Consider the following 26,061-nt stretch of genomic DNA (forward strand, 5'->3'; position numbering starts at 1 on the left):
GGATTATCGAATCGAAAGAATCGGTTCGGACGGTTCTTTAAAGTGCCGTCCGAAGCTTGCGATCAGGCGTCCTTCTTGGTCGGTGCAACGCGCAGCGCCAATTCACGAAGCTGCTGCGGCGAGGCTTCCGACGGCGCGTTCATCAACAGGTCATAGGCCTGCTGGTTCATCGGGAACATGGTGATCTCGCGCAGGTTCTTGGCGCCAACCAGCAGCATGACGACACGGTCGACGCCGGCCGCCATGCCGCCATGCGGCGGCGCGCCGTACTGGAAGGCGCGGTAGAGGCCGCCAAAGCGCTCCTCCACCGTGGCACGGTCCAGCCCGACCGTCTCGAACGCCTTGACCATGGTTTCGGGCAGATGGTTGCGGATGCCGCCTGAGGCGATCTCGAAACCGTTGCAGACCATGTCATACTGGAACGCCTTGATGCCGAGCAGATCCTCGCCGTTCAGCGCATCGATGCCACCCTGCGGCATCGAGAACGGGTTGTGGGCGAAGTCGATCTTCTTCTCCTCCTCGTTCCATTCGAAGAACGGGAAGTCGACGATCCAGCACAGTTCGAAGCGCTCGCGATCGACAAGGTTCAGCTCCTCGCCCGCGCGCGTGCGCGCCGCACCGGCAAAGGACACGAATTTCTTCGGATCACCGGCGACGAAGAAGGCGGCGTCGCCATCGGCAAGGCCGAGTTGCTGGCGGATCGCCTCGGTGCGCTCCTCGCCGATGTTCTTGGCGAGCGGGCCGGCGCCTTCGAGCTTGTCGCCCTCCTTGCGCCAGAAGATGTAGCCCAGCCCCGGCTGGCCTTCACCTTGCGCCCAAGAGTTCATGCGGTCGCAGAAGGCACGGCTGCCGCCGGTCTTGGCCGGAATGCCCCACACCTCCGCCTTCGGGTCGTTGGCCAGGATGTTGGCGAAGACCTTGAAGCCGGAATCGCGAAAATGGTCGGAGACGGCCTGCATCTCGATCGGGTTGCGCAGGTCGGGCTTGTCGGAGCCGTATTTGCGCATGGCGACATCATAGGGGATGCGCTGGAACTTCTGCGTCACCGGCTTGCCGTTGGCGAAGGTCTCGAACACGCCACGCATCACCGGTTCCATGGTCGACAGCACATCGTCCTGCTCGACGAAGCTCATTTCGAGGTCGAGCTGGTAGAATTCGCCAGGCAGACGGTCGGCGCGCGGGTCTTCGTCGCGGAAGCAGGGCGCGATCTGGAAATAGCGGTCGAAGCCCGACACCATGATCAGCTGCTTGTACTGCTGCGGCGCCTGCGGCAGCGCGTAGAACGTGCCGGGATGGATGCGCGACGGCACCAGGAAGTCGCGCGCGCCCTCGGGCGACGACGCGGTGAGGATCGGTGTCGAGAATTCGGTGAAGCCGACCTCGCCCATGCGCCTGCGCATTTCGGCGATGATTTTTGTCCGAGCGATAATGTTCTTGTGCAGCGTCTCACGGCGCAGGTCGAGGAAACGGTATTTCAGCCGGATATCCTCGGGATAGTCGGGCTCGCCGAACACCGGCAGCGGCAATTCCTTGGCTGCGGACAGCACCTCGATCTCGCGGGCGAATATCTCGATCTCACCGGTCGGCAAATTGGCGTTCGTGGTCTCAGGCAAGCGTGCCTTGACCTCGCCGTCGACACGGATGACCCACTCGCCACGCACGGTCTCGGCAACCTTGAAGGCCGGCGAATCCGGATCGGCGACGATCTGGGTCAGGCCATAATTGTCGCGCAGGTCGATGAACAGCAGGCCGCCATGGTCGCGCACGCGATGCACCCAGCCCGACAGGCGAACGGAAGAGCCGACATCGCTCTTTCTCAACTGGGCACAGGTATGGCTGCGGTAACGGTGCATGGTCATTGCTAAAGTCCGGGGTGCTGGGTTGCGGCCGAAGCATCAAAGCCCGGCCCAAAATTTGCGCGAAAAGCGCATGGGAGGCCGGATTTGTCAAGGCAAGCGGGCGATCCCGATGCCCGGCATGCCACTGAGCGTTCAGGCGAAGTGGATTTCGGCGCCCTGGCGTTCGAAATCGGCAAGGATCGCGGCCGGCGCGGTCTTTTCGACCACCAGATGGCGGATCGCTTCGGCGCCGGCGACGCGATAGGGTGCCGCAGTGGCCAGCTTGTCATTGGTGACGGCGATGACGATACCGGCGCTGTTCCTGGCCATCGCCCGCTTGACCTCGGCCTCGGCCGAATCGAATGCCGTCACACCGCGTGAGGCATCGAGGCCGCACGAGCCAAGGAAAAACAGATCGGCGCCAAGCTGCCCAATGGCGGCCAGCGTGTCGGCGCCGACGCAGGTTCCGAGGTCGCGGACGAACCTGCCGCCGAGCACGATCAGTTCGACAAGGGGATGCTCGGACAGCGCCGAGGCAACACCGAGCGAATTGGTGGCGATGGTCAGTTCGAGGTCGCGCGGAATGGCTTTGGCGATGGCGGTGTTGGTGCTGCCGCCGTCGATGAACAGGGTCTGTTTGCCGGAGAGCAACGCCACGGCCGCGCTCGCCAGCCGCGCCTTCTCCTCGACCGCATGGCCGCCGCGCAGACCGACGGGGGCCGCCGCAAAGGGCGCCGCCGCAACCGCGCCACCATAGACGCGGCGACAGTGCCCGGCTTTCGCCAATTCCCTGAGGTCGCGGCGCACCGTGTCCTCCGAAACGCCAAAGCGGCTCGCCAGTTCGCCTGCCAGCACGCTTCCCTCCGCGGCAAGGCGCTCGCGGATAAGCTGGTGCCGTTGATCGGTGAGCATTGCCTGTTCCTATTTCTCTGTGCACGTTCTTGCATGTTTTGCACGTTTATGCAAGGAGTGGTCAACCAGGCTGCTGGACAAGCTCGCCTCTCCTCCTTTGAAAGCACCAGCGATGCGCTTTGGCCTCAACCTTGCCCCGCAACACCGCGTCTATGCCGGGTTCGCGATCTATTCCTTCGCCATGGGCAACATTTTTCCGCGGCTGCCCGACATCAAGCACGCCATGGGCATCGAGGACGGCACGCTCGGCCTCGCCCTGATCGGAACGCCGATCGGCACCTTGACGGCGCTGACGCTGGCGACGCCGCTGCTCGAGCGCGTCGGCTTCCGCAGCGCGCTGCTTGCCCTGGTCCCGCTGGTGGCGCTTGCCTATGCCATCGCGGTGCATGCGCCGGGTCCGCTGGCGCTGTTCCTGATGCTCTTTCCGGTCGGCCTGATGATCGGCAGCGTCGAGATCATGCTCAATGTCGAGGCCGACCGGACCGAATTCCTGGTCAAGCGCCGCATCATGAACCGCGCGCATTCGTTCTGGAGCATCGGCTTTTTCGGCGCCGGCCTGTTCGGCGCGGGCCTCGCGCATCTCGGTATATCGCCGCAACTGCATCTGGCGCTGATCGTGCCGATCGTCGCGATCGCGATGGCGCTGTTCTTGGGCAGCTACCAGCCGGCGCCGAGCCGCTTTGCCGGCACCGGCGAAAAGGCGCCCGTGCTGGCACGGCCGACACTACCGATCCTCGTCCTCGTCGCCGTGACGCTCTCGGCGATGCTGATGGAAGGCGCCAGCATCGACTGGTCGGCGATTTATATGCGCACCGTGTTCGAATCCGGGCCCTTCGTCGCCGGCTTCACCGTGGCGCTGTTTGCCTTTTCTCAGGCAACCACGCGCTTCTTCGCCGACAGTTTCGTCGACCGCCATTCGCCAAGCGGCGTGGCGCGGGTGCTGCTGGTGATGATGGCGGCCGGTGTGCTGATCGTGTTCTTCTCGCCCGCGCCGATCTTCTCCATGCTGGGCTTTGCCCTTCTGGGGATCGGCACCAGCGCCCTCTTCCCGCTGGCGATCTCGGCCGCCGCGCAGCGGACAGATCGGCCGGCTGCGATCAATGTCGCGGCGCTGTCGCAGATCTCCTTCGTCGCCTTCCTGCTTGGCCCGCCGCTGCTCGGCTTCGTCTCCGACCATTGGGGTATTCGCTCGGCCTTTGGCATCGGCATCCCGTTCATCGTGCTGAGCCTGCTGACCGCGGGATCGCTTGGCCGGCGACCGGTCGCTGAAAAACCCGCCACGCCGGCGGATGAGCCGCTCGAACCGACGCCGGACAAGGCCCTAGCGCGGGCTGCAGAGGGGTGAATGGCGTCTGCCTCTAAGAACCAAGGGCCGACAGCCGCAGGCGATGCGCGAGGTGATCGACGACCAATGCAGTGCCGGCGGAAGACGTTGCGGCCCGATGAAGGCGTATTTCGGCCCCGGGCAGCTGCGGCACATGTCGACCCGGATGGACGCCCCGCAGGCCGGACGCAAGCATGCTGCCCTTGACCACGGTGATTGCCAGGCCCTGTTCGACGATTGCCTCCGTGGCGGCGAGGCTCGGGCTGACATAGGCCAATCGCCATGGCCGGCCTGCCTTGTCGAGCGCCTCGACGGCCCAGGCGCGAAACAGGCAATCGGGATAGGACAAGGCGACGGGCAGCGGATCGATCTCCTCGACGGCCCGGGTCGCGGCAGCCGCCCAAATCGCCCTTTCGCGGCATATCAGATCACCCTCGACAGTGCCTTCCGGATGCATGGCGATGACCGCGTCGAACGATGAACCGAGCCGTTTGAGAAGCAGAGCTGTGAGACCGATCTCCATGTCGACCTGAACGAGCGGAAATCGCTCGGCAATGTCGGCGAGGAGGCGCGGCAGGATCTTGGTGCCATAGTCTTCCATGACCCCGATACGAACGTGTCCAGCCACACGCTGATTGGCAACACGGGCAATCGCCTGCTCATTGAGAGCAAGGATGCGGCGCGCATCGGTCAGAAAGCCCTCCCCGGCGGCCGTGAGTTCAACGCGGGCGGTCGAGCGGCGAAACAGGGCGATGTCGAGGCGTTCCTCGAGACGCTTCACCTGCAGGCTGACGGCGGCCTGCGTTCGATTGAGCTGCTCGGCGGCGCGCGTGAACGAGAGGCGGTCGGCAACAACGACGAAGGCGCGCAGCAGGTCGGGATCAAGGCTTGGGCTGTTCATAGCGAAACATTATCAAACTCATTGAGCTTATTCGATTCCTTTCGACCCGCCTGCCCGATATCGCTGGCGCCGAACTGGCAAGATCGGGAAACAATGGAAATTCTGGGCGTGCTCGCGGCGATTCTCTCCAGTGCCCTTGGCGGCACGGCGGTTGGCGCAACTCGATATCCTGCCGGCACGCTCGATCCTCTGACGATCGGTGCGATCCGGTTCGACGGCGGGTTTCTGGTTCTGGTCGCCGTGGCACTTGTGCGGCGCGACAAATGGCCGCCGAAGAGCGACTGGCCCGGCACCGCCGCATTGGGTCTGCTGTTCTTCGGCCTGTTTCCCGTGTTGTTCAATGGAGCCCTTGTCTACACGACGGCGGCACGCGGAGCCCTGGCGCTTTCGACGCTGCCCCTGCTCACCATGGCAGCCGGGGCAGTACTCAGGATCGAGCTGCCGACCATGCGCAAGATCGTCGGCGTCCTGACCGCGATGGCCGGGGTGGCCATCGCACTCGGCACGAGCCTGGCGACCGCTCCCCCAGGTGCATGGCGCGGAGACCTGCTCATGGTCGCGGCCGCATGCTGCATGGCGCTCTACAATGTCTGGTCGCGACCGTTTCTGTCCCGCACCGCGCCAATCCCGTTCGTGGCGTTTGGCATGGGCGTGGGTGCGGTCTGCCTGTCGGTCCTGGTGGCATCGAACGGAGGCTTCGCACGACTTGCCACGCTTAATGCACCGCAGTGGATAGCGAGCGGATACCTCGCCATAATTTGCGGTGCCTTCATCTTCTTCCTCTGGGCATTCGCGCTTGGACGCGCGGCGCCGACGCTGGTTGCCGTCTCTGTCGCGGTCAATCCAGTGACGGCATCGATCTTCGGTGTCGTCTCCCTGGGCGAGCAAGTGAGCGCGAAGCTGATTGTCGGGCTAATCGCGGTCTTCGTCGGAATAGGAATCGCTTCGGGAGCAACCAGGCGGTTGGGCTTGTAGTCCGACGACAGGCGATGGGGGAATCTGAAAGAGTTGTGGGATAGCCGTGAAGCCAGGCTGCAAGCGACGGCGCGATGGCTTGCAGCGTTCGAACAGGAGCGCGGCGGACTGGCCCAACCGGTTCGAAAACCACAGATTATTGCCAAACTGGCAACAATTGTCTCGCCAATGGCATGGCACATCTGGCAAGATGCTGGGCATGGACACGGAACAGCTCAAGACCTTCGTGGAGGTGGTTCGGCTGGGAAGCTTCGCCGCCGTGGCACGCGAATTCTCGACCGACCCATCCGCGGTGACGCGCTCCATAGCCGCGCTTGAGAAGAGCCTAGGGGTACGGCTGCTGGAGCGGACGACACGGCGGCTGGCGCTGACCAAGGCTGGTGCGGCCTATCACGACAGCGTGCGGGGTCTGCTGAAGGATCTACAGCGCGCTACCGACGAGGCGCGCGATCTCGCCGGCCAGCCTGAAGGCGTCGTGCGGGTGACGGCGTCGGTGAGCTATGGCTATTCCGTCCTGGTGCCGATGCTCATGGCACTTCGAAAGGCCTATCCCAGGCTCGAAATCGATCTGCGGCTGACCGATTCCATCATCGACCTGGTGGCCGAGCGTGTCGATGTGGCACTGCGCCTTCGGCAGGCCGCCGACAGTTCGCTGGTCGGTGTCCGTCTCGCGCGCATTCGTTACCATGTCTGCGGCAGCCCGGCATACCTAAAGCAGCACGGCACTCCGCTGACGCCGGCGGAGTTGGTGGCGCACGATTGCCTCCGCTGTCCGGTACCGGGCTATTCGGCGCAGTGGCGGTTCCGCGATGCTCTCGGCGTGATCGACGGGATCGATATTCAAGGCAGGCTGACGATGTCCAACTCGCTCGCCCTGCAGCGCGCCGCGCAGGAAGGACTGGGGCCGGCGTTGCTTCCGGATTGGCTGGTCGGTGCGGACCTGGCGGCGGGGCGGTTGACCGATCTGTTTCCGCGGCATGAAGCGACGCCGACCGATTTCGACAATGCGATCTGGCTGCTTCACACGTCACGGTCCTACATTCCCCACCGGGTCCGGGCATTTCTCGATTTCGTCAAAAAACAATACGCCGACAATCTCCGGGCCAAAGCGGCCTGAGACTTGCCGAACTGCCGCGCCGTCGCGCTATTCATGCGGCTTTTGCAATAGTCTCGTGCGACCACAGCGCTGGCCAGGCAAGGCCCGGCTTCATACGAAGATCACTCCTCACATCTGGAGCTCGGTCATGAACATCCTTCAAAACCTCAAATCATCGCTGCTGTTCTATCGTCAGTCCGTCGGTGCCGGACGACACTGGCAACCCCTGCTGGCCGGCGCCGTAATCTCGGTATCGGCCGCGTTCGTCGCCGCGGCGCTGGGCGGCTTTGTCGGCCAGGCCCATGCCGGATCGAAGTTCTCGCTTACCAGCCCAGACCTGTCCTCCGGGACCTTCGAATCAAAATTCACCCTGAACGGCTTCGGCTGCACTGGCTCGAATATCTCTCCGGCCCTGCAATGGTCAAACATCCCTGCCGGCACGAAATCGCTGGCGCTCCAGGTCCGCGATCGGGATGCCCCGACCGGCAGCGGACTGTGGCACTGGGCCGTTTACAACATTCCGCCGACTGCGACGGGTCTCGCTCAGGGAGCTGGAAACTCATCTTCGGCGCTGCCGGCGCCGGCATTTGGCGGCACCACCGATTTTCTCGACACAGGCGTAACCGGCGCCAATGGCAACTATGCCGGCCCCTGCCCGTCCATCGGCGACAAGCCGCATCACTATATGTTCACCCTGTACGCCATAGCGGTCGATGACGTGCAGGCGGCCGCGGGCATTCCGAAAACAGGCACTACGGCACTCTATTCGTTCGTGCTGAACAAGGGGTTGGGCAACAAGCTTCTCGGCACCGCCAGCTTCACCGCCTCTTACGGGCGCAAGTAAGCCTCGGCAAGGCAGCCCGAGAGCACAGGTTTCCGCCCGTCACTGCGACGATCTGGCGGGCCGGCCTGCAAGCTCACCGTCGAACGGATAGGGATGCTGTACCTTGGCCGTGATCCGGGAGCCAGAATGAAGAGACTTCGTATCCTCTGCTTGCACGGTTATCACGGCAGCGCGCAAATTCTGCGCCGGCAGCTAACCCCGCTCGCCGACGGGCTGACTGAACTGGCTGAGTTTGTCTGCATCGATGCGCCATCACTGGCTAAAGGTGACTTCGGCTGGTGGCACGCGGCAAGCGCGGAGAGCGTGGCCAACGCAGGTGTCGGTCCGGGCACCAAGCGTTACGAAGGTTGGCATGGAACACGCGATGCGATCGGTTCGGCCTTTGCGCAGCTAGGGCCTTTCGATGGCGTGTTCGGCTTCAGCCAGGGGGCTGCCCTGACGGCACTGCTCGTGGGCTTGCGCTCCGGCAATAACTCCGACGACGACCCCTCCGGCACGGCGGGCAAACATCCAAACCGTTCGCTTGCCTTCGACTTTGCCATCATGGTTGGTGGTTTCGTCAGTGCCGATCCTGACCTCGCCAGCCTGTTTGGCGCGGGATCGAACTACGACCTACCCTCGGTGCATATCATTGGCCGTTCGGACACCATCGTGCCGCCCATCGCCTCAACCGAACTTGCGTCGCGTTTCCGCAACCCGCTGATCCTGGAGCACGAGGGCGGACATATTATTCCAAACGCGCCGCAGATCCGGCAGCGATTCCGCAGCTTTCTCGAAGATAGGCAGCAATGGAAGCTCGCTGGATTATGAATGCCACGCCAAGGAGCAGACGATCTCCTGTTCCGCGATGCGGTCGTCCGTGATGACGACGTCAGGCTGAATCGCCGCTGGCATTGGCAGGGACAATGGTTCAAGAAGGAATCACCGATACGTGATCGCACTTCATGTCCTCCATTCGCCCGCTGATCCCGCTCCTTCTCGCCGCAGGCATCCTGCTCGGCGGCAATGGGCTGCAGAGCACGCTGATTGCGCTGCGCGGCGCGCAGGAAGGGTTTTCGGCCTCCGACATCGGCCTGATGGGCACCTTCTATTTCGCCGGCTTCCTGCTCGGCTGCCTGGCCATCACCCGCATCATGAAGGCAGTCGGCCATATCAGGGCGTTTTCAGCACTTGCCGCGATCGCCTCGGTCGGCACCTTGCTGCTGGTGCTGGTCCTCGATCCGGTGATGTGGTGCGCCGTGCGCTTTGCCGGCGGCTTCTGTTTCGCCGGGCTGTTCACCATCGTCGAGAGCTGGCTGAATTCCGGCGTCACCAACAAGGACCGAGCCCGTGTGCTGGCGATCTACCGGATGGTCGATACCGGTTCGGTGACATCAGCCCAGTTCCTGATCCCGGTCTTCGGCGCCGGCGGCTTCACCATCTTCGCCATCATGTCGATCATGATCACACTGTCGCTGGTGCCGGTCTCGCTCGGCGACCGCTCCAACCCGACGCCGCCCGAAGAGGTCAAGCTCGACCTGGCGCGCGTCTGGCGGATTTCGCCGCTCGGCTGCTTCGGCTGTATCGCCGTCGGCGTCACCAACAGCGCGTTTCGCACGCTATCGCCGGTCTATGCCGAGCAGATCGGCATGTCGGTCGCCGATGTCGTCACCTTCGTCAGCGTCGGCATCTTCGGCGGCGCCATCATCCAATATCCGCTCGGCTATCTCTCCGATCGCTGGGACCGGCGCCGCGTGTTGTTGATAACGACCTGCTGCGCGATGCTTTCAGCCTTGGCACTGGTGTTCATCGCCGGCAGCAATCCGCTGCTCAACTTCGTCTTGATCTTCATCTTCGGCTGTTTCGCCATGCCGCTCTATTCGCTGTCGGCGGCGCATTCCAACGACCGCGCCGACACCGGCGAGTTCGTGCTGATCAACGCGGCGCTGATGCTGTTCTATTCCTTCGGCGCCATTGGCGGGCCGTTCGCCGCCTCGACACTGATGCAGTATTTCGGGCCGAGCGCGCTGTTCGTGTTCAGCGCCATCGTCTACGCGATCTTCATCGCCGTCATCCTCTACCGCATGCGGGCGCGGTCCGGCGTGCCCGCTGGCAAACGCAGCCGCTTTATCGCCCTGTTGCGCACCTCGACCGTTTTTGCCCGGCTGGCCAGAAGAAACGGCGATCCAGACGGCCCGCCAGGGCCTTAACCATGGCACCACAGCTTGACGAAAGCGTTTTCGGCTGAAATCTAGGAAGACTTTACTCCTGCCAAAAGCGATTTGATGCACGTCATCACCACCCAGAAAGAACTCGAGACCGTTCTCGCCGCTTTCGAAAAGTCGGATTTCGTCACCGTCGACACCGAATTCATCCGCGAAACGACCTTCTGGCCAATCCTGTGCCTGATCCAGATGGCGGCGCCTGGCGTCACGGCACTGATCGATCCGCTGTCGCCGGACATCGACCTGGCGCCCTTCTTCAGGCTGATGGCCAACGAGGCGGTGGTCAAAGTCTTCCATGCCGCCCGGCAAGACATCGAAATCATCGTCCATCTCGGCGATCTCGTTCCGCACCCGGTGTTCGACACACAGGTCGCGGCGATGGTCTGCGGCTTTGGCGACAGTGTTTCCTACGACCAGCTCGTGCAGCGCATCACCGGTGCGCGGCTCGACAAGTCGTCGCGCTTCACCGACTGGCGCCACCGGCCGCTGTCCGACAAGCAGCTCGATTACGCGCTGGCCGACGTCACTCATCTGATCGAAGTCTATCAGCACCTCAGCGCCGAGCTGGAGCGGGAAAACCGCGCCCACTGGCTGAACGAAGAGATGGATGTGCTGACCTCGCGCGAGACCTACGACCCACACCCCGAAGACGCCTGGAAGCGGCTGAAGATGCGGCTGCGCAAGCCGCAGGAACTGGCGATCGTCCAGACCGTGGCGGCATGGCGCGAACGCGAGGCGCGCGAGCGCGACGTGCCGCGCGGCCGCGTGCTCAAGGACGACGCGATCTACGAAGTGGCACAGCAGGCACCGCGCGACGCGGCGGCCCTTGCCAAGCTGCGCACCACGCCGAAAGGCTGGGAGCGCTCCTCGACGGCGACGGCCCTGCTTGGCGCGGTCAATACCGCGCTGGCCTTGCCCAAGGAGGAGATGCCGAAACTGCCGAAGAATTTTCAGCCGCCGGAAGGCTCGAGCGCCGCGGCCGAACTGTTGAAAGTGCTGCTGCGGATCGTCGCCGAAAAGCAGGGCGTGGCATCGAAAGTGCTGGCCTCCAGCGACGACATCGACCGCATAGCGGCCGAGGGCGAGGACGCCGATGTGCCGGCGCTGCAGGGCTGGCGGCGCGCCGTGTTCGGCGAAGCGGCGCTGAAGCTGGTGCGTGGCGAGATCGGCATCAAGTTCGACAAGCGCAAGATCGCGGTGTTCGATCTGTAGGCGAGCGGACTTCCCTTCTCCCCTTGTGGGAGAAGGTGGATCGGCGCACAGCGCCGAGACGGTTGAGGGGTGTTCCAGCGGAGTGAGACGTTGGCGTTCCCTGGAGCACCCCTCATCCGACCGAGCTTCGCTCGGCCACCTTCTCCCACAAGGGGCCTGTTGCGCAGTAGCCGTGGATGTTTGAAGGGAGCGGGATCGCAAGGATTCCGCTCGTATTTGTGAGCCCTGACGCTTGATTTGGGGTTTTGGAGGTGGTGCAGCCGGACTGCGGGCGCACCTATCCTGTGATGGCGGCCCATCGGCGCATGTTGAAGGCGATCGCCGCCAGTGTCACCTGGGCAGCGGCCTTGGCCAGCCCGACATAGCGGATCGTGGTCAGCTTCATGCGGTTCTTGAGCGTGGCGAAGGTGGTCTCGACTGCGGCACGCCGTCTGGCGATTAGACGGTTGTAATGTTTGAGCCGTGGCGCCAGCGCATGGTGCTTATTGGGGCGGCGCGCGATGCGAGTCTTCTTGCCTGCAGCCTTGAGCCGGGCACGGCGGGCATGGGTGTCGTAGGCGGCGTCCGCCCATACCGTCTTCTCGTCGCCGCAGATCAAGGCATCGGCCACCACCGTGTCGTTGACGTTGGCAGGCGTCGTGATCACTTTGCGGATCAGGCCAGAGCCTTCATCCACTCCGACATGTGCCTTGTAGCCGAAGGTGAAGCCGCCCTTGCCTTGCCGCACCGTGACACGGGCGTCCGCATCCTTCGAGACCCGCTCGCCCGAAGGCGGCGATGAGACCGCATCGATCAGCGTGGCATCCAGCATCGTGCCCCGCTTCAGGATCACGCCGGCCTTCTCCAACTGCCGGTCCAGTTCGCCAAACAGCTTCTCAAGCAGACCTTCGCCAACAAGCAGATTGCGAAAGCGCGACAGCACCGTGTGGTCGGGGATCGTATCGTCCAGCCCCAGCCCAGCAAAGCGCCGAAACGACAGCCGGTCGCCAAGTGCCTCCTCCAGTTCGCGGTCCGACAGCCCGTACAGAGATTGCAGCAAGAGCGCCTTGAACAGAACCAGCGGCGGCCAGGCTGCCCGACCCGGCCCGCCATCGCGTAGCGGTGTCAGCAGCTTCTCGAAGCGATACCACTTCACCAGACCGACAAGACGGTCGAGCGGCGAAGCCCCGCCCACCAGCTTGGTGCCCAGAAAGGCTTCCGCCAAGCTCAACTGACCCGTCCGCTTCACTGCCATCGTGATTCCCTCCGAGCGTCAATCTCAGAGAATCACAAACAGCGAATTACGCAACAGCCCCACAAGGGGAGAAGGGAGAACTGCTCTGCTCAGACCATCCCAAGCAGGTGCAGCGCGACCCAGATCCAGCCCAGCAGGATAATCACCGCGCCTGCGACGAAAGAGCGGTTGCGCAGCAGCAGGTTGTTGCTGGTCAGGTGCACCCAGGCGTGGACATAGCGAGAGGCGACAAAAATCCACATCAGCGCCAGGGTCAGATAATTGACGCCATTGGTGACGTGCAGTGTCAGGCACAGCACGTAGAACAGCACCGGCAATTCGAACTGGTTGCTGAGATTGGCGGCGACCGTCGCGCTGGACGCCGGCTCGCTCGAACGCGTCTTGAACTGGCCGACTTTGGCCTCGCCGGACTTCACCGCGACGAACCGGCGCCGACCCATCACGACGTAAACGATATAGGCCAGCAGAACTTGCGCCAGAACGGGCCAGAAGATCGTGGTCTGGTTCATGACATGTCCCCTGCTCTGTCCGGCATCAAGCCTGACGTTTCTGGCCCATCAGCCAGAAAGCGGCGATGACGAGCAGCGGCACGGCGAGAAGCGCGAATTTGGTGACGATCAGCTCGGAAGCCAAAGACAGCGAATCCGGGTTGGCCGACAGGAAATCGGACAGAAGCCGTGCCACGGCGATATTCTGCGCATAGTCGGCAAGCGTGTAGGGCAGCACCAGCACCAGCGCGAAGATCGACTGCACCTGCCCGGGGAGCACGCGGAAATTCTTCAGGCGCCGGCCGGCGGCCAGGATCAGGCTGACCAATGTCAGCGACAGCAGCGCCGGGAACAGGAGATCGAAGGTCAGATAGTGCCAGACCAGGATGATCTCGCCGCCGCGCCGGCCAAGCGCCGTCAGCCAGGCCATGCCTTCGTCGGGTGTGAAGCCGAAATAACGCATATCGAGTGACGGTAAGCCGCCGCTCAATTGACGGAAATAGAAGAATTCCAGCACCGTCATGGCGATGAAAACCGCCGCCGACAGGAAACACAGCGCACCCGCGTGGCGCGACAGCCGCAGGATCGTCGCGGTCAGGCTCCGCCCGAGCCCGTATTGTTCAGGCTCCGCCAGGATAGTTCGGGCTTTCGCGGGTAATCGTGACGTCATGGGCGTGGCTTTCACGAAGTCCGGCGTTGGATATGCGCACAAAGGTGGCGCGTTCACGGAAATCGGCAAGGTCGCGGCCACCGACATAACCCATAGCGGCTTTTAGCCCGCCTGCAAGCTGATGCAGCACGCCAGACACAGGTCCTTTGTAGGGAACCTGGCCTTCAATGCCTTCCGGCACCAGTTTCAGCGTGTCGCGCACTTCGGCCTGGAAGTAGCGATCGGCCGAGCCGCGCGCCATGGCGCCGACCGAACCCATGCCGCGATAGGCCTTGAACGAGCGGCCCTGGTGCAGATAGACCTCGCCCGGGCTCTCGTCGGTACCGGCCAGCAGCGAGCCGATCATGGCGGCACTGGCGCCGGCGGCGAGCGCCTTGGCGAGATCGCCGGAATATTTGATGCCGCCATCGGCAATCACCGACACACCAGATTTGTGCGCCGTCTCGACGGCCGACATGATGGCCGAAAGCTGCGGCACGCCGACACCGGCAACGATGCGGGTGGTGCAGATGGAACCTGGGCCGATGCCGACCTTGACGGCGTCGGCGCCGGCGTCGATCAGCGCCTGCGTGCCTTCGGCGGTGGCGACGTTGCCGGCGAGGATGCGAACCGAATTGGAGAGTTTCTTGGCGCGCGTGACCGCGTCCAGCACGCGCTGCGAGTGGCCATGCGCGGTGTCGATGACCAGAAGGTCGACGCCGGCGTCGATCAGACGCTCGGCGCGTTCGAAGCCGTCGTCGCCGACGCTGGTGGCGGCCGCCGCGCGCAGGCGCCCCTGCGCATCCTTGGTGGCGTGCGGGTTGAGCTGCGACTTCTCGATGTCCTTGACCGTGATCAGGCCGACGCAATTGCCCGCCTTGTCGACAACAACGAGCTTTTCGATGCGGTGCTGGTGCAGAAGCCGCTTGGCCTCGTCCTGGTCGACGTTTTCCTTGACCGTGATCAGGTTCTCACGGGTCATCAATTCGTAGACCTTCTGCGCCGGGTCGGAGGCAAAGCGCACGTCGCGGTTGGTCAGGATGCCGACCAGCCGACCGATCTTCTGGCCACCGGTACCGCCATTCTCGACCACCGGAATGCCCGAGATCGAATAGGTGCGCATCAGCGACAGCGCGTCGGCAAGGGTGGCGTCGGGGCCGATGGTGACGGGATTGATCACCATGCCGGACTCGAATTTCTTGACCTGCCGCACCTGCTCGGCCTGTTCGGCCGGCGAGAAATTGCGGTGGATGACGCCGATGCCGCCGGCCTGGGCCATGGCGATGGCAAGACGCGCCTCGGTGACGGTGTCCATCGCGGCGGAGAGGATAGGCACGTTGAGATCGATGTCGCCGGCAATGCGGGTGCGGACATCGGTTTCGCCCGGCATGACCTCGGAATGACCCGGCTGCAAAAGCACGTCGTCAAAGGTCAGCGCCAGTGCGCCGGTGGACGTTTCGATGATTTTTGCCATGGCCAGCCCTTTAGAATGCGGAAAAAGCGCTGGACCGGGATGGACAGCGCCGACTCGTTCTTCCCTTTCAGGATTGGCGCTGGCTGGTAACACGTCGCGGCGCGGATGAAAAGCCGATCGTTGCGTTGCACAACAGCGTGTTCGAACAGTTGATTAGGCCACCCCTGGTTGCAGTCGCACAAAAGTGACAGCAAATTAACACGACATCGGTGGCCGGCCATGATAACCGCCCCCACATATCGGCTTGTTCCCCTTTTCTGAACGAGAATTGGGCCGGAAAGAAAATTTGAAACGGTCACGCTCGTGAATCGCACCATCCCGCTGATCCTGGCGGTCGCCCTTTTCATGGAAAACATGGATTCGACCGTCATCGCGACCTCGCTGCCGGCGATCGCCATCGACATCCATACCAGCCCGATCGCGCTCAAGCTGGCGCTGACGGCCTATCTGGTGTCGCTGGCGATCTTCATTCCGATCAGCGGCTGGATGGCCGACCGTTTTGGCGCCAAGACCGTTTTTCGTGCCGCGATCGCGGTCTTCATCGTTGGTTCGATCGCTTGCGCCCTGTCCGGTTCGCTGCCGGCTTTCGTCGTTTCACGCTTCCTGCAAGGCATTGGCGGCGCCATGATGACGCCGGTCGGGCGCCTGGTGCTGGTGCGCGCCACGCCCAAGAGCGAACTGGTCGCGGCCATGTCATGGCTGACCGTTCCCGCACTGGTCGGACCGCTCGTCGGACCGCCGATCGGCGGCTTCATCACCACCTATTTCACCTGGCACTGGATTTTCCTGATCAACGTGCCGATCGGCCTGATCGGCATCTGGCTGGCCACACGCTTCCTGCCGGAAACCGAATCGATGGAGACGCCGCCACTCGATTTCATCGGCTTCGTGCTGAGCGGGCTGGCGGCCTCCGGCGTCGTGTTCGGCCTGTCGGTGGTCTCCCTGCCCTATCTGCCGCCGGCGACCGGCTTGATCACCGTGGCTGTCGGGCTGCTGTCGGGCGTACTCTACCTGCTGCATGCCCGCCGCGCCAAAAATCCGCTGCTGGCGCTCGAGCTGTTCCGCAACCAGGTGTTCCGCTCCTCGGTGCTTGGCGGCTCGCTGTTTCGCATCGGTATCGGCGCCGTGCCGTTCCTGCTGCCGCTGATGTTCCAGATCGGCTTCGGGCTGACGCCGTTCCAGTCGGGCATGATCACCTTCGTCTCGGCCATCGGCGCCATTGGCATGAAGTTCGTGACGGCACTGATCTTCCGGCTCGCCGGCTTCCGCAGGGTGCTGATCTGGGGCTCGCTGATCGCGGCCGCATCGATCGCCATCTACGGCCTGTTCACGCCAGAGACGCCTTACGCGCTGATGCTGGCCATATTGCTGGTCGGCGGCTTCATCCGCTCGATGTTCTTCACCGGCGTCAACGCGCTCTCCTATGCCGAGGTGTCGGCCGAAGACACCAGCAAGGCAACGCCGATCACGGCGGTGTTCCAACAACTGTCGATCGCGCTCGGCGTGGCGCTCGCCGGCGGCATTCTGGAAGTCTCGACGTCGATCCATGGCGGCTCGCTGACGCTGGGCGATTTCCATATCGCCTTCTTCATCGTAGCGGCGGTGTCAGCGGCGGCATCGCTGTCGTTCATGCGGCTGGCGCCCGACGCCGGCAACGCCGTCTCCGGCCATGGCCGGTTGACCACGCCCAAGACGCTGGAACCGGTGAGATCGCCGGGGGAGTGAGCCGGCCGGCTTAGGCTTCGGGGTCGTCCGACGCTTCGCTATGGCTCCGGGCGTTCGGGTCCTTCGGAACGTCCACTGAACGTTCCGATCCGCCCGACGGAGTACCGGCCTCTCGCCCCTTAAAATCCTTCGCCAATAGGTAAAGCTCCACCGACTCATCGCGTGATGCTGGCGGCTTGACGTGGTGGACGGAGCGGAAATTCTTCTTGAGCATCGAGAGCAGTTCGTTCTCCGCGCCGCCTTGGAAAGTCTTGGCGAGGAAATGTCCGCCCGGCTTCAGAACCGACAGCGCGAAATCGGCCGCCACCTCGCACAGATGCATGGTGCGGATGTGGTCGGTCCGCTTGTGGCCGGTGGTTGGCGCCGCCATGTCGGACAACACGACATCCGGGTCACCACCCAGCGCTTCGGCCAGCTTGCGCGGCGCATCCGCATCCAGGAAATCCATCAACAGCACCGGCGCGCCGGGCACGGCGTCCATTTCCAGATAGTCGATGCCGATGACATGCGGATTTTCCGCCGTCGATTTCGTGCGCGCGGCCGCGACCTGGCACCAGCCGCCGGGAGCGGCGCCTAGATCGATCACCTTCATGCCGGGTTTGAGCAGATGGTGCTTGTCGTCGATCTCGATCAGCTTGTAGGCCGCGCGCGAGCGGTAGCCGTCCGCCTTCGACCGCTGGACATAGGGATCGTTGATGTGGCGCTGCAGCCAGCGGCGCGACGATTCCTTCAGGCCGCTCTTCTTCTTGATCCGCGTCTTCAGCACGCGAATGCTGGCCGAGCCTGGTTTTTCCGGTTTCTTGGTCATTTAACGGCCACGCCCATCATTGCGCCAGACGCCGTCATCGGCCATCAGCTCGCTCAATATGCCTTCGCGCAGGCCACGATCGGCGACACGCAGTCGCTCCGACGGCCAGACCGCGCGGATGGCTTCGAGGATAGCACAGCCGGCCAGCACCAGATCGGCGCGGTCCGCACCGATGCAAGGGTTGGCGCAGCGCTGCTGGAAATCCCAGCCGACCAGCCTCTCCACCATGCGGTCGACGCTGTCGCGATCCATCCACAGCCCGTCGACGCGACGCCGGTCGTAACGCTCGAGATCGAGGTGAACGCCGGCCAGAGTGGTCACCGTGCCGGAGGTGCCGAGCAGGTGAAAATTCGGGCTGGCCTTGAGGTGGCTCAGCCGGTCGCGGCCATCGAAGCTGGCCAGCCGGCCGGCGACGTCGTCGACCATGGCGGTGAAGATTTCGCGCGTTACCGTGCGGCCGCCAAAGCGCTCGGCCAAGGAGACGACCCCGACCGGCAGCGACGTCCACGACACGATATGGTTGGCAAGCCGCGGCGAACGGCGGCCGGTGAGATCGATCAGCGCGATCTCGGAGGAACCGCCGCCGATGTCGAACAGGACGACGCCTTGCGTGTCGCGCTCGACCAGCGAGCCGCAGCCGGAAACCGCCAGCCGCGCCTCGGTCTGGCGATCGATGATCTCGAGCTTCAGCCCGGCCTCGCGCTCGACGCGTTCGAGGAATTCGACGCCGTTCTCGGCCGAGCGGCAGGCTTCAGTGGCGATCAGCCTGGCTTTCCTGATCTTGCGGCTGCGCAATTTGTCGCCGCAGATTTTTAGCGCCTCGACGGCGCGATCCATCGCCGGCTGGCCGAGCCGGCCATTGGCAGTGAGCCCCTCGCCCAACCTGACGATGCGCGAGAAGGCATCGATGACACGGAACTGGCCATGCCGTGTGGGAACGGCGACCAGCAGCCGGCAATTGTTGGTGCCGAGATCGAGAGCGGCAAAGACGGGAAGCTCGTGCACTGGCGGACGGCGCGCCCCCTGTTCCGGGCGTGGCGCTGGAGCGACAGGCGAGATCACCGGCGCCGCCGGCTGCTTCGGCTCTACAGCCGGGCCGGCGGCTTTGCCTTGCACCGGAGATCGATTGTCTTGGGGATGAGCTTCGTCGCGCGCAAAAACCTTGCGCCCGCGCCTTCGCTTGCGCCGCTTCTTGGGCTTGCCCTTCTGGTGATGGGTCGCGTCGCCCGCCTGGCCGTCGGCGGAGCGTGGCTCCGTCGGGCGGCGTTGCTGCCAACCGGCTGTCCCCGAGCCCGATGGCCCTGGGGAAGCGCTGGACGCGCCTACCTCCGACGCGCCTGCGCCGGTGTCGCGGTCTTCCACTGTCGTTCCTTCCGGCGCCGCGCGAACCGATGAAGGACGCAGCAGGCGCTTTGGCATGTTTCAAGTTGCTGCCAGAGTAACAGTGCCGTGGCCGATCACCAAGAGCCGCACGCTGAATTTTGCCGGCTGGGCGTGAACCGCCTTTTGCCCGGCCGCGTAATGTACCCGCAAGGCTGGACTGATAGCGCGGACGCCAGCGAGGATAACGCTGGTCGAAGCCGATGCCCCATCGCTTGCCTTCGCGCCGCTTTCGCTGCGGGCGGACCTTGCCGGCGGCCGGCGCGACAAGTGTTCGCGGTTGAATAGCCGGCTTCAATGAGGCATTTCTGAAATGAACGGAGGAATCCGGAGAGCCGGCCTCCACCACCAAGAGAAAAGGAAGCGGACACGCAACGCATGGCAGTCAGGCAATGAACTGGAGACGCTATTTCTGGCCGGTCGTCGGCTTCGCCGCGGTGATCTTCTCGCTGCTGCTGCTTTGGCACGAGCTGCGCGGCATCTCGATCGACGATGTCTGGGACGGACTTGCCGCCATTCCAGCGCGCGGCTGGGCGCTGGCGGCGCTCAGTTCCGTCATCGCCTATGCCGCGCTCGCCGGCTACGACCACATCGCGCTGCTGCATATCGGCAAGCGGGTGTCGTGGCTGTTCGTGACGCTGTGCTCCTTCACCACCTACGCGCTGTCGCACAATATCGGCGGCTCGGTTTTCTCCGGCGCCGTCATCCGCTACCGCGCCTATGGCACCAGAGGCCTGACCGGCCAGGATGTCGGCGTGCTGGTGGCGATCTGCTGGATCACCTTCGTGCTGTCCAGTCTTCTGGCCGGCGGTCTGGTGCTGGTGCTGGAGCCGCAAATCGTCGACCGCTTCTCGGGTGCCCCGCATCACGGGCTGGCGATCGCCGCCGGCCTTGCCATGCTGATTATCATCGGCGCTTACATTTTCGGCAGCGCGCTGCATCGCAAACCGCTGAAGATCGCCGGCTTCCAGCTGCATTATCCGGCACTGCCGATCGTCGCCAGGCAATTGCTGATCGGCCCGATCGAACTGCTCGCGGCGGCCGCGATCATCTTCTTTGCCCTGCCCGAGATACACAATCCCGGCTATTTCGTCGTGCTCGGCGTCTTCCTCGTCTCCTTCTCGGTCGCCCAGATCTCGCATGCGCCGGGCGGGCTCGGCGTGTTCGAAGTGGTGTTTCTGGCCGGCCTTTCCGACATGGACCCGGTCGGCGTGCTGGCCGCACTGCTGGTGTTTCGGCTGTTCTACCTGATCATCCCGCTGATTCTGGGCCTCGGCGTGGTGCTGTTCTTCGAACGCTCGCAGTTCAGCAAGACGGAGAACTGAGGCGCGCCCAGCGGCCTTCTCTCCGTCCACGGGGAGTCGAGGAGTGGTCCGCACAGCGGACGAAAAGCCAACTGCTTGGCTTTTCGAACGACGAACGCCGGCAGGCGGATGAGGGCAGCGCAAACTTGTGCGATTGGCCAATTTGAACCGCAGAGCAGGCTTGACTATTTTCCGCTGGCGGCTACAAGGCAGCGCTCAAGCGGCTCAGCCGTTCGGCCCGCGCGGTCCATGACCGCGCCTGCTGGGGAATAGGTTAACGGTAGACCCACGGACTCTGACTCCGTTAGTCCTGGTTCGAATCCAGGTTCCCCAGCCAATTGATTTTGCAGCGTTTTTTTCGTTTTCTCTGAAGAACATATGAGGTCAGTTGGGTGCTCGGTTGGGAGTTTTCGTTCTTGTTTCGAGCTTTCGAATGGCATCTTCGGCCAGTGTGGGATCACGATTTAGGTAGTTGGAGTCGAGGATCGAATGCACGTCGCGAAGGCTGTGGCCAGTAATGGTAGCGATCTGCGGCACAGTGGCACCACCGACAGCGAGCCGGGTGACCGCCGTTCCGCGCAGATCGTTGAAGGTCAGACCGACGATGCCTGCAGAGATACAGGCTTTCCTCCAGGATGAACGGAAGCCATCCGCAGTCCACGGTACACCATCCCTATTGAGAAGGATGGGGCCCATTTTTCCGAGCGCCACATCAAGCATGGCTTTAAGCGGTGCACCAACCGGGATTACTACCCGGGCGCCGGTCTTCGACTGCTGAAGTCGGATAACGCTCCCATCGTATTGCTGCCACGCTAGCTGAAGCAGATCACCTTGCCGTTGGCCTGTCCACAACGCCATTATCAACGGTAGGTGAAGGTGCCTTGGTGCGCTCGCGAGGAAAGCCGCTTCGTCATCATCCGTCCACACATTTTCTGCACGGCTTCCCTTGTAGACGCGACCGCCTTTTTCGCATGGGTTGGAGATCACGAGGCCCCTGCTATGGGCCCAGGCTAAGATTCTGGCCAAGACCTGCCAGCCGTAGTCAGCTTGCCGCCTGGACGACCTGGCTCTCTTGTCTCTCCATGAAAGGAAGATGTCTCTCGCTCTGCGATCGCCGAGAGCTGAAAGGGGAAAATCGCCAAATTCCCTCTCAATGATTTTGATCAACGCAGTGTAATCGCGACGCGTTCGAGGTGCGAGATCTTGCCAAAGCGTTGTCGCCTGAAATCCAATGAGGATTGAAAGCAAAACACCATTCGGAGATTGAACTTTCTTGGAGACAGCAGAATTGTAGCTTGCGATAAACTCTGGCGAACCCTTCGAACCAACCAGCGCGGGACCTCCTTTCCAAGCGTACCAATAGGTTCGGTACGTGCCGTCAGCTAGTTTCTTGCGAATTGAGTTCAGCCCCTTGAGTCTAACGCGCACGACTTTCGCTCCATTTGTCGAGGTCGTTTTTAGGAGGAGTGCCCTCATTGACGGCGAAGAGCGATATCTTGCCAGTTGACTCAATCTCTACTCGCACTACGCTCATTCCGGCGTTCGCAGCGCCTTTTAGCGCGCGGGAGACGTCAGCTTGTCGAAATACAGTTCGAGCTTTCAAGCGCCAGACCCTCCGGTATGGCGCGAAAGACGCCAATGATTTGATCGTTGATTGCAATCTTCGAAACTCGCTTCAAATATCCTGTGCTCGGTGTATTTTTCATCTCTAAGCAAGCAAGCGAGCGCGTAAAAAGGCAGACTATTTACTTCTTGAGTTTCTTTTTACCGCCCCGTCCGTCATTATTTACTTTGGACTTTCGAGGCATAAATCCTGGTATGACGTATCTCATCCTCCAGTAATTATTCTCTTCACCAATGAATTCAATTATTACACTAACTTCGTAGTATGTTTTCTCGAGACGAATACTTAGCACTTCAATCAAACCTGATTCAGTGCGGAGATGTCTGTCGACGATAAGTTCTCCTATCAGGGAGTCCAAGAAACGGCCAAGGTTATCTACCGTATAGCGGAGGTTGCTGTTACGCTTAAACGGTGGCGGATCATTGTACCTGTCCCACTGAATTTCGCCGCCGCGCAACTTCATGACGTTGCTCACCGCATTCGTTGAATAACCTCTACCAAGCGACAACAAGAACATGTTTACGGCGTCAGAAGGTGTCATTGACGCGCTTCGGCCGCGCCCCTCGCTTGTTAAAAGTCCGGCCTTCCGCAATACCATTGCTCGAACGCCGACAGTTTTTTCTGGATCGTCCATTATTTCGGCGATGCGCCGAACAAGCTCAATCAAATTTGCCATGACCAAATGAAATCAGATTTCGAACCGGTTCGCAATCAGATTTCAAACTTAGAGCCTTTTTCCCTGGAAACGGTCGGCTGTAGATGGGTTCGTGGCGCATCCTTTCGAAAAATGGCCGAATTGATGGTTGACGAAGCCCAAGGATGGCCTATCCCGGTGATCACCCGGCGGTCATCAACATGGGCAATGCCGTGGGAAAAATGGAAAACGCGGCTCGATCCGGCCGGCCTGCGCCTCCGAAAGCCCGGCCAGATTATTCATGGCAGCGCGCCTCCTGCACTGCCATTGGATCAGTCGCCCCGTCGGCAATCTCTAAATAGGTCCTGAGTCTACTTGCGCCACGGCAACTGCGCACTGTGACCGCCGGGCGATGGGTAGGATGCGCCGAATTCAAAGTGCTTGTAGGAGCAAATCCATTCCCAGTTCGAATTTCAATCCCTCCGCCAGCTATTTGATAAAACTTATGAAAATCAATCCGATAGAAAACTGACGCGCAGAGACCCACCTTAAGACCCACCATTGCTCGTCTGATTGGAAAGCTCAGATGCGGGCTTGGTTATCGTGGACCGTTCTGCCCACAGTTTATTCCGGGAGGCTGAGGGCGCTGCTATCAATCGGCATCTTTCGGATGCGTTTTCCGGTGGCGGCAAAGATAGCGTTGGCCACGGCCGGCACGATGGCCGAGGTTCCTGCCTCGCCCATACCGCCTGGCGCTTCGGTGCTCGGAATGATGTAGACCTCGACAGTGGGAGCTTCGTCGATACGCAGAATTTCATATGTATCGAAGTTGGACTGTTCCACCCTTCCGTTTTTGACGGTGATCTCGCCATGAAGCGCTGCGGTGATGCCAAACATTACAGCACTATGTATCTGTGCCTCGATGGTGTTGGGATTGACTGGTATTCCGCAGTCGACAGCGCATACTACTCGCCTAACGCGAACCTTGCCCTCCTTCGAGACCTCGACTTCGGCGACCTGTGCGAGATAGCTCGCAAATGCATACTGGACCGATGCCCCGCGACCGACACGTTCGGGTAGTTTCTCTCCCCAACCGGCTTTTTCAGCAGCCAGTTGCAGCACGGCCTTCGCCCGAGGCTTTTTGTCGAGGAGGGAGAGCCGGTAAGCCACCGGGTCCTGCTTCGCAACCGCAGCAAGCTCATCCATGAAGCTCTCGGTCACGAAAACATTGTGGGAAGGTCCCACGCTGCGCCAAAAGGCGGTCGGAACGCCTGGGGGCTCCACCTGAACGTACTCGACATGCAAATTGGGCAGATTATAGACAAGATTGATCGCGCCTTCGGTGGTATCGGGATCGAGCCCGTTCTTGAACGCAGGAGGTGCCCATCTCGCGATCACCGAAGAACCCGCAAAACGGTTACTCCAAGCGATCGGCATTCCTGTCTTGTCGAGCCCGGCAGACAGACGGTCGAAGAACATAGGACGATACATGTCGTGTTGAATGTCTTCCTCACGCGTCCATACGATCTTGACCGGACCGTCAACATGTTTGGCAATCTCGACAGCTCGAGCGACCCCATCAACTTCGAGCCTCCGACCGAACCCGCCTCCGATTAGGTGATTGTGGACGACGACTTGTTCTAACGGCAGGCCTGCTACCTCCGCAGCGATGGACTGAGTTCGTCCGAGAACTTGGCTGCCTACCCAGATTTCGCAACCGTCCTTGCGCAGGTGGACGGTGCAATTCATCGGCTCCATCGTTGCGTGCGCGAGGAATGGCACGTGATAGCTCGCTTCGACCTTGACAAGGGCGCCTGCCATCGCCGCATCGATGTCACCAACCGTCTCTGCAACAGCACCGGGATTTAGGGTCGCTTGCTCGAGCATATCGGCGATCGCCCCCGTGGTCAGGGCGGCGTTGGGTCCGTCATCCCACTCGATCACCAGCGCATCGAGGCCTTTCTTCGCAGCCCCCATGTGGTCCGCCACAACGGCGACGGCGTCCGTGAGCCGAACGATCTGTCGCACGCCGCTGACCGCCTTTGCCGCGGTGTCGTCAACGCTCTTCACGCGGCCGCCGAATACGGGCGACTGCGAAAGCGTCGCGATCTTCACACCCCGCGGGCGGGCGTCGATGCCGTATACGGCAGTGCCGTTCACCTTGGGCGGTAGGTCGAGACGCTTGGCCGATGTGCCGATGAGCTTGAAATCGCCCCGCTGTTTCAGCGCAACGTCTTGTGGAACCGGCATTCGCGCCGCCTCCGCAGCGAGTTCGCCGTAACTGAGACGTCGCCCTGTCGCCGCATGGACGACTTCACCGCGCTCCGCATGGCAAGTCGCAGGATTGACATTCCAGCGCGTTGCCGCCGCCGAGACAAGCATGCCACGCGCCGTCGCTCCGGCCTGGCGAAGCGGCTGCCAGGCTCCGCGGATCGCATTCGAGTTACCCGTCGCCTGCACCCCAATCAGTGGGTTGGCATAGAGCTTCTCATCGGGCGGTGCATGCTCCAGGCTCACCTGGTTCAGATCGACCTCAAGCTCTTCGGCGATCAGCATCGGAATGGAGGTGTAGGTCCCCTGCCCCATCTCGACATAGGGCATCGTCAGCACGATCTTTCCGTCGCCACCGATGCTGATGAAGGCGTTGGGGGTGAACTTCCCGGCATCGACCGCCGGTGTGGCGTTTGCCGCTGGGAGGGCGAGACTTAGAACCAGGCCTCCGCCTAAAGTCGTCGCAACTTGCAGAAAGCTACGCCGCGAGATGCTATCTGCCCCGCCCTGTCGATCGTGACTGGAGCCTTTGGATCCACCGTGATTTATCATGACAGCCCTCCGTTCAGCTTGCAGCAGCCTGCTTGATTGCATCCCGGATGCGGACATAGGTCCCGCAACGGCAGATGTTTCCTGACATCGTGTCGTTGATGTCGGCGTCGGTCGGGTGTGAATTGCTCGCGAGCAGCGCCGCCGCGGACATGATCTGCCCCGATTGGCAATAACCGCACTGTGGCACTTCGAGGTCGAGCCAAGCCTGCTGTATCTTGGCGCCCGCCTTGGTCATGCCGATCGCCTCGATGGTCGTGATCGAAGATTCGCCGATGCTGTCGATCGAGGTGATGCACGAGCGGACTGGGTCGCCGTCGACATGCACGGTGCAGGCACCGCAGAGTGCCATGCCGCATCCGAATTTCGTGCCTGTCATTCCGAGCACATCGCGCAACACCCAAAGGAGTGGCGTGTCACCGTCAACATCGACGTCATGCGTCTCATCGTTGATTTTGATCGTGAATGGCATGGCTCCCTCCTTCACCGTATCCTCGCGAGAGTGATCGCTTGGGCGATATGAAGGCTAGAGCGGGAGCGCGCGCTGGATCGATTGGACGATGGTGTCGACGATACTTTGGTATCAGCGCTAAATCTGGTCGCCGCGAACTGTGT

23 protein-coding genes, 1 tRNA gene and 1 pseudogene are annotated in these 26,061 nt (G+C 62.2%); 11 read left to right on the forward strand and 14 right to left on the reverse strand.

The window, feature by feature from the left end; all coding sequences use genetic code 11:
• Nucleotides 1-62 precede the first annotated feature (62 nt).
• Nucleotides 63-1,853: an aspartate--tRNA ligase gene (aspS, locus tag AC0V7N_RS26825; RefSeq protein WP_027042284.1), complete on the reverse strand. Its 1,791-nt coding sequence runs from the start codon at nucleotides 1,851-1,853 to the stop codon at nucleotides 63-65.
• Nucleotides 1,854-1,991: 138 nt separating this feature from the next.
• Entirely contained in the window at nucleotides 1,992-2,750 is a 759-nt protein-coding gene (locus AC0V7N_RS26830; protein ID WP_475451241.1) for a DeoR/GlpR family DNA-binding transcription regulator, read from the reverse strand.
• Nucleotides 2,751-2,862: 112 nt separating this feature from the next.
• On the opposite strand from AC0V7N_RS26830, the gene AC0V7N_RS26835 reads away from it, so the two are divergent.
• Nucleotides 2,863-4,095 (forward strand): MFS transporter, encoded by a 1,233-nt coding sequence (locus AC0V7N_RS26835; protein WP_475451242.1) that lies wholly within the window; start codon nucleotides 2,863-2,865, stop codon nucleotides 4,093-4,095.
• A gap of 13 nt (nucleotides 4,096-4,108) precedes the next feature.
• Here the strand turns inward: AC0V7N_RS26835 and AC0V7N_RS26840 are convergent, their stop codons facing one another.
• Complete coding sequence (locus AC0V7N_RS26840; protein WP_496628028.1) at nucleotides 4,109-4,675, reverse strand: LysR substrate-binding domain-containing protein; 567 nt, start codon at nucleotides 4,673-4,675, stop codon at nucleotides 4,109-4,111.
• A gap of 159 nt (nucleotides 4,676-4,834) precedes the next feature.
• A pseudogene (locus AC0V7N_RS26845) lies at nucleotides 4,835-4,975 on the reverse strand (helix-turn-helix domain-containing protein); the annotation flags it as partial.
• A 93-nt stretch (nucleotides 4,976-5,068) separates the two neighbouring features.
• Between AC0V7N_RS26845 and AC0V7N_RS26850 the strand changes: the two are divergent.
• The 6 genes from AC0V7N_RS26850 to rnd all read left to right on the forward strand — a co-directional run bounded on the left by AC0V7N_RS26850 (nucleotide 5,069) and on the right by rnd (nucleotide 11,306).
• Complete coding sequence (locus tag AC0V7N_RS26850; protein WP_475451243.1) at nucleotides 5,069-5,950, forward strand: DMT family transporter; 882 nt, start codon at nucleotides 5,069-5,071, stop codon at nucleotides 5,948-5,950.
• A gap of 199 nt (nucleotides 5,951-6,149) precedes the next feature.
• Nucleotides 6,150-7,067 (forward strand): LysR family transcriptional regulator, encoded by a 918-nt coding sequence (locus tag AC0V7N_RS26855; protein ID WP_475451244.1) that lies wholly within the window; start codon nucleotides 6,150-6,152, stop codon nucleotides 7,065-7,067.
• Nucleotides 7,068-7,122: 55 nt separating this feature from the next.
• On the forward strand, nucleotides 7,123-7,890 hold the full coding sequence (locus tag AC0V7N_RS26860; RefSeq protein WP_496627382.1) for a YbhB/YbcL family Raf kinase inhibitor-like protein: 768 nt from the start codon (nucleotides 7,123-7,125) through the stop codon (nucleotides 7,888-7,890).
• A gap of 126 nt (nucleotides 7,891-8,016) precedes the next feature.
• Entirely contained in the window at nucleotides 8,017-8,700 is a 684-nt protein-coding gene (locus tag AC0V7N_RS26865; protein WP_475451246.1) for a putative serine hydrolase, read from the forward strand.
• Nucleotides 8,701-8,834: 134 nt separating this feature from the next.
• Nucleotides 8,835-10,079, forward strand: a complete 1,245-nt coding sequence (locus AC0V7N_RS26870) for an MFS transporter (RefSeq protein ID WP_475451247.1) — start codon at nucleotides 8,835-8,837, stop codon at nucleotides 10,077-10,079.
• A 75-nt stretch (nucleotides 10,080-10,154) separates the two neighbouring features.
• Nucleotides 10,155-11,306 carry a ribonuclease D gene (gene rnd, locus AC0V7N_RS26875; RefSeq protein ID WP_475451248.1) on the forward strand — a complete coding sequence of 384 codons (1,152 nt, stop codon included), beginning with the start codon at nucleotides 10,155-10,157 and terminating at the stop codon, nucleotides 11,304-11,306.
• 277 nt (nucleotides 11,307-11,583) lie between these two features.
• Here rnd and AC0V7N_RS26880 read toward each other — a convergent pair whose 3' ends face one another.
• The 4 genes from AC0V7N_RS26880 to guaB all read right to left on the reverse strand — a co-directional run bounded on the left by AC0V7N_RS26880 (nucleotide 11,584) and on the right by guaB (nucleotide 15,151).
• Entirely contained in the window at nucleotides 11,584-12,540 is a 957-nt protein-coding gene (locus AC0V7N_RS26880; protein ID WP_475450585.1) for an IS5 family transposase, read from the reverse strand.
• 89 nt (nucleotides 12,541-12,629) lie between these two features.
• Nucleotides 12,630-13,049 (reverse strand): MAPEG family protein, encoded by a 420-nt coding sequence (locus AC0V7N_RS26885; protein WP_475451249.1) that lies wholly within the window; start codon nucleotides 13,047-13,049, stop codon nucleotides 12,630-12,632.
• Between the two features lie 25 nt (nucleotides 13,050-13,074).
• The gene (locus tag AC0V7N_RS26890) at nucleotides 13,075-13,698 is read right to left on the reverse strand and encodes a hypothetical protein (protein ID WP_475451250.1); all 624 of its coding nucleotides are present in this window, start codon (nucleotides 13,696-13,698) and stop codon (nucleotides 13,075-13,077) included.
• On the reverse strand, nucleotides 13,649-15,151 hold the full coding sequence (gene guaB / locus AC0V7N_RS26895; RefSeq protein WP_027057339.1) for an IMP dehydrogenase: 1,503 nt from the start codon (nucleotides 15,149-15,151) through the stop codon (nucleotides 13,649-13,651). Before guaB ends, AC0V7N_RS26890 begins: the two co-directional genes overlap by 50 nt.
• A 303-nt stretch (nucleotides 15,152-15,454) precedes the next feature.
• On the opposite strand from guaB, the gene AC0V7N_RS26900 reads away from it, so the two are divergent.
• On the forward strand, nucleotides 15,455-16,876 hold the full coding sequence (locus AC0V7N_RS26900; RefSeq protein ID WP_496627383.1) for an MFS transporter: 1,422 nt from the start codon (nucleotides 15,455-15,457) through the stop codon (nucleotides 16,874-16,876).
• A gap of 10 nt (nucleotides 16,877-16,886) precedes the next feature.
• On the opposite strand, the gene AC0V7N_RS26905 is transcribed toward AC0V7N_RS26900, so the two are convergent.
• Complete coding sequence (locus AC0V7N_RS26905) at nucleotides 16,887-17,684, reverse strand: RlmE family RNA methyltransferase (RefSeq protein ID WP_475451252.1); 798 nt, start codon at nucleotides 17,682-17,684, stop codon at nucleotides 16,887-16,889.
• Complete coding sequence (locus tag AC0V7N_RS26910) at nucleotides 17,685-19,103, reverse strand: Ppx/GppA phosphatase family protein (RefSeq protein ID WP_496627384.1); 1,419 nt, start codon at nucleotides 19,101-19,103, stop codon at nucleotides 17,685-17,687. It abuts the gene before it with no gap.
• A gap of 353 nt (nucleotides 19,104-19,456) precedes the next feature.
• On the opposite strand from AC0V7N_RS26910, the gene AC0V7N_RS26915 reads away from it, so the two are divergent.
• Nucleotides 19,457-20,389, forward strand: a complete 933-nt coding sequence (locus AC0V7N_RS26915) for a lysylphosphatidylglycerol synthase domain-containing protein (protein ID WP_475451253.1) — start codon at nucleotides 19,457-19,459, stop codon at nucleotides 20,387-20,389.
• Between the two features lie 242 nt (nucleotides 20,390-20,631).
• A tRNA-Gln gene (locus tag AC0V7N_RS26920) sits at nucleotides 20,632-20,705 on the forward strand.
• Nucleotides 20,706-20,752: 47 nt separating this feature from the next.
• On the opposite strand, the gene AC0V7N_RS26925 is transcribed toward AC0V7N_RS26920, so the two are convergent.
• Nucleotides 20,753-21,796, reverse strand: a complete 1,044-nt coding sequence (locus AC0V7N_RS26925) for a tyrosine-type recombinase/integrase (protein ID WP_475451254.1) — start codon at nucleotides 21,794-21,796, stop codon at nucleotides 20,753-20,755.
• 317 nt (nucleotides 21,797-22,113) lie between these two features.
• Nucleotides 22,114-22,668, reverse strand: coding sequence for a hypothetical protein (locus AC0V7N_RS26930; protein WP_475451255.1), 555 nt, complete (start codon nucleotides 22,666-22,668; stop codon nucleotides 22,114-22,116).
• A 6-nt stretch (nucleotides 22,669-22,674) separates the two neighbouring features.
• Here AC0V7N_RS26930 and AC0V7N_RS26935 point away from each other — a divergent pair, with 6 nt between their 5' ends.
• Entirely contained in the window at nucleotides 22,675-22,995 is a 321-nt protein-coding gene (locus AC0V7N_RS26935) for a hypothetical protein (protein WP_475451256.1), read from the forward strand.
• A gap of 255 nt (nucleotides 22,996-23,250) precedes the next feature.
• Here the strand turns inward: AC0V7N_RS26935 and AC0V7N_RS26940 are convergent, their stop codons facing one another.
• Nucleotides 23,251-25,449, reverse strand: a complete 2,199-nt coding sequence (locus tag AC0V7N_RS26940) for a molybdopterin cofactor-binding domain-containing protein (RefSeq protein WP_496627385.1) — start codon at nucleotides 25,447-25,449, stop codon at nucleotides 23,251-23,253.
• A 13-nt stretch (nucleotides 25,450-25,462) separates the two neighbouring features.
• Nucleotides 25,463-25,918: a (2Fe-2S)-binding protein gene (locus tag AC0V7N_RS26945; RefSeq protein ID WP_475451257.1), complete on the reverse strand. Its 456-nt coding sequence runs from the start codon at nucleotides 25,916-25,918 to the stop codon at nucleotides 25,463-25,465.
• Nucleotides 25,919-26,061 lie beyond the last annotated feature (143 nt).

This window comes from Mesorhizobium kamtschaticum (genome assembly GCF_056174585.1).

Excerpts from the sequence above, each read along its gene's own strand:
- aspS (WP_027042284.1), bottom strand. The coding sequence starts at position 1,853 with ATGCACCGTTACCGCAGCCATACCTGTGCCCAGTTGAGAAAGAGCGAT.
- AC0V7N_RS26830 (WP_475451241.1), bottom strand. The coding sequence starts at position 2,750 with ATGCTCACCGATCAACGGCACCAGCTTATCCGCGAGCGCCTTGCCGCG.
- AC0V7N_RS26835 (WP_475451242.1), top strand. The coding sequence starts at position 2,863 with ATGCGCTTTGGCCTCAACCTTGCCCCGCAACACCGCGTCTATGCCGGG.
- AC0V7N_RS26840 (WP_496628028.1), bottom strand. The coding sequence starts at position 4,675 with ATGGAAGACTATGGCACCAAGATCCTGCCGCGCCTCCTCGCCGACATT.
- AC0V7N_RS26850 (WP_475451243.1), top strand. The coding sequence starts at position 5,069 with ATGGAAATTCTGGGCGTGCTCGCGGCGATTCTCTCCAGTGCCCTTGGC.
- AC0V7N_RS26855 (WP_475451244.1), top strand. The coding sequence starts at position 6,150 with ATGGACACGGAACAGCTCAAGACCTTCGTGGAGGTGGTTCGGCTGGGA.
- AC0V7N_RS26865 (WP_475451246.1), top strand. The coding sequence starts at position 8,017 with ATGAAGAGACTTCGTATCCTCTGCTTGCACGGTTATCACGGCAGCGCG.
- AC0V7N_RS26870 (WP_475451247.1), top strand. The coding sequence starts at position 8,835 with ATGTCCTCCATTCGCCCGCTGATCCCGCTCCTTCTCGCCGCAGGCATC.
- rnd (WP_475451248.1), top strand. The coding sequence starts at position 10,155 with ATGCACGTCATCACCACCCAGAAAGAACTCGAGACCGTTCTCGCCGCT.
- AC0V7N_RS26880 (WP_475450585.1), bottom strand. The coding sequence starts at position 12,540 with ATGGCAGTGAAGCGGACGGGTCAGTTGAGCTTGGCGGAAGCCTTTCTG.
- AC0V7N_RS26885 (WP_475451249.1), bottom strand. The coding sequence starts at position 13,049 with ATGAACCAGACCACGATCTTCTGGCCCGTTCTGGCGCAAGTTCTGCTG.
- AC0V7N_RS26890 (WP_475451250.1), bottom strand. The coding sequence starts at position 13,698 with ATGACGTCACGATTACCCGCGAAAGCCCGAACTATCCTGGCGGAGCCT.
- guaB (WP_027057339.1), bottom strand. The coding sequence starts at position 15,151 with ATGGCAAAAATCATCGAAACGTCCACCGGCGCACTGGCGCTGACCTTT.
- AC0V7N_RS26905 (WP_475451252.1), bottom strand. The coding sequence starts at position 17,684 with ATGACCAAGAAACCGGAAAAACCAGGCTCGGCCAGCATTCGCGTGCTG.
- AC0V7N_RS26910 (WP_496627384.1), bottom strand. The coding sequence starts at position 19,103 with ATGCCAAAGCGCCTGCTGCGTCCTTCATCGGTTCGCGCGGCGCCGGAA.
- AC0V7N_RS26915 (WP_475451253.1), top strand. The coding sequence starts at position 19,457 with ATGAACTGGAGACGCTATTTCTGGCCGGTCGTCGGCTTCGCCGCGGTG.
- AC0V7N_RS26930 (WP_475451255.1), bottom strand. The coding sequence starts at position 22,668 with ATGGCAAATTTGATTGAGCTTGTTCGGCGCATCGCCGAAATAATGGAC.
- AC0V7N_RS26935 (WP_475451256.1), top strand. The coding sequence starts at position 22,675 with ATGAAATCAGATTTCGAACCGGTTCGCAATCAGATTTCAAACTTAGAG.
- AC0V7N_RS26940 (WP_496627385.1), bottom strand. The coding sequence starts at position 25,449 with ATGATAAATCACGGTGGATCCAAAGGCTCCAGTCACGATCGACAGGGC.
- AC0V7N_RS26945 (WP_475451257.1), bottom strand. The coding sequence starts at position 25,918 with ATGCCATTCACGATCAAAATCAACGATGAGACGCATGACGTCGATGTT.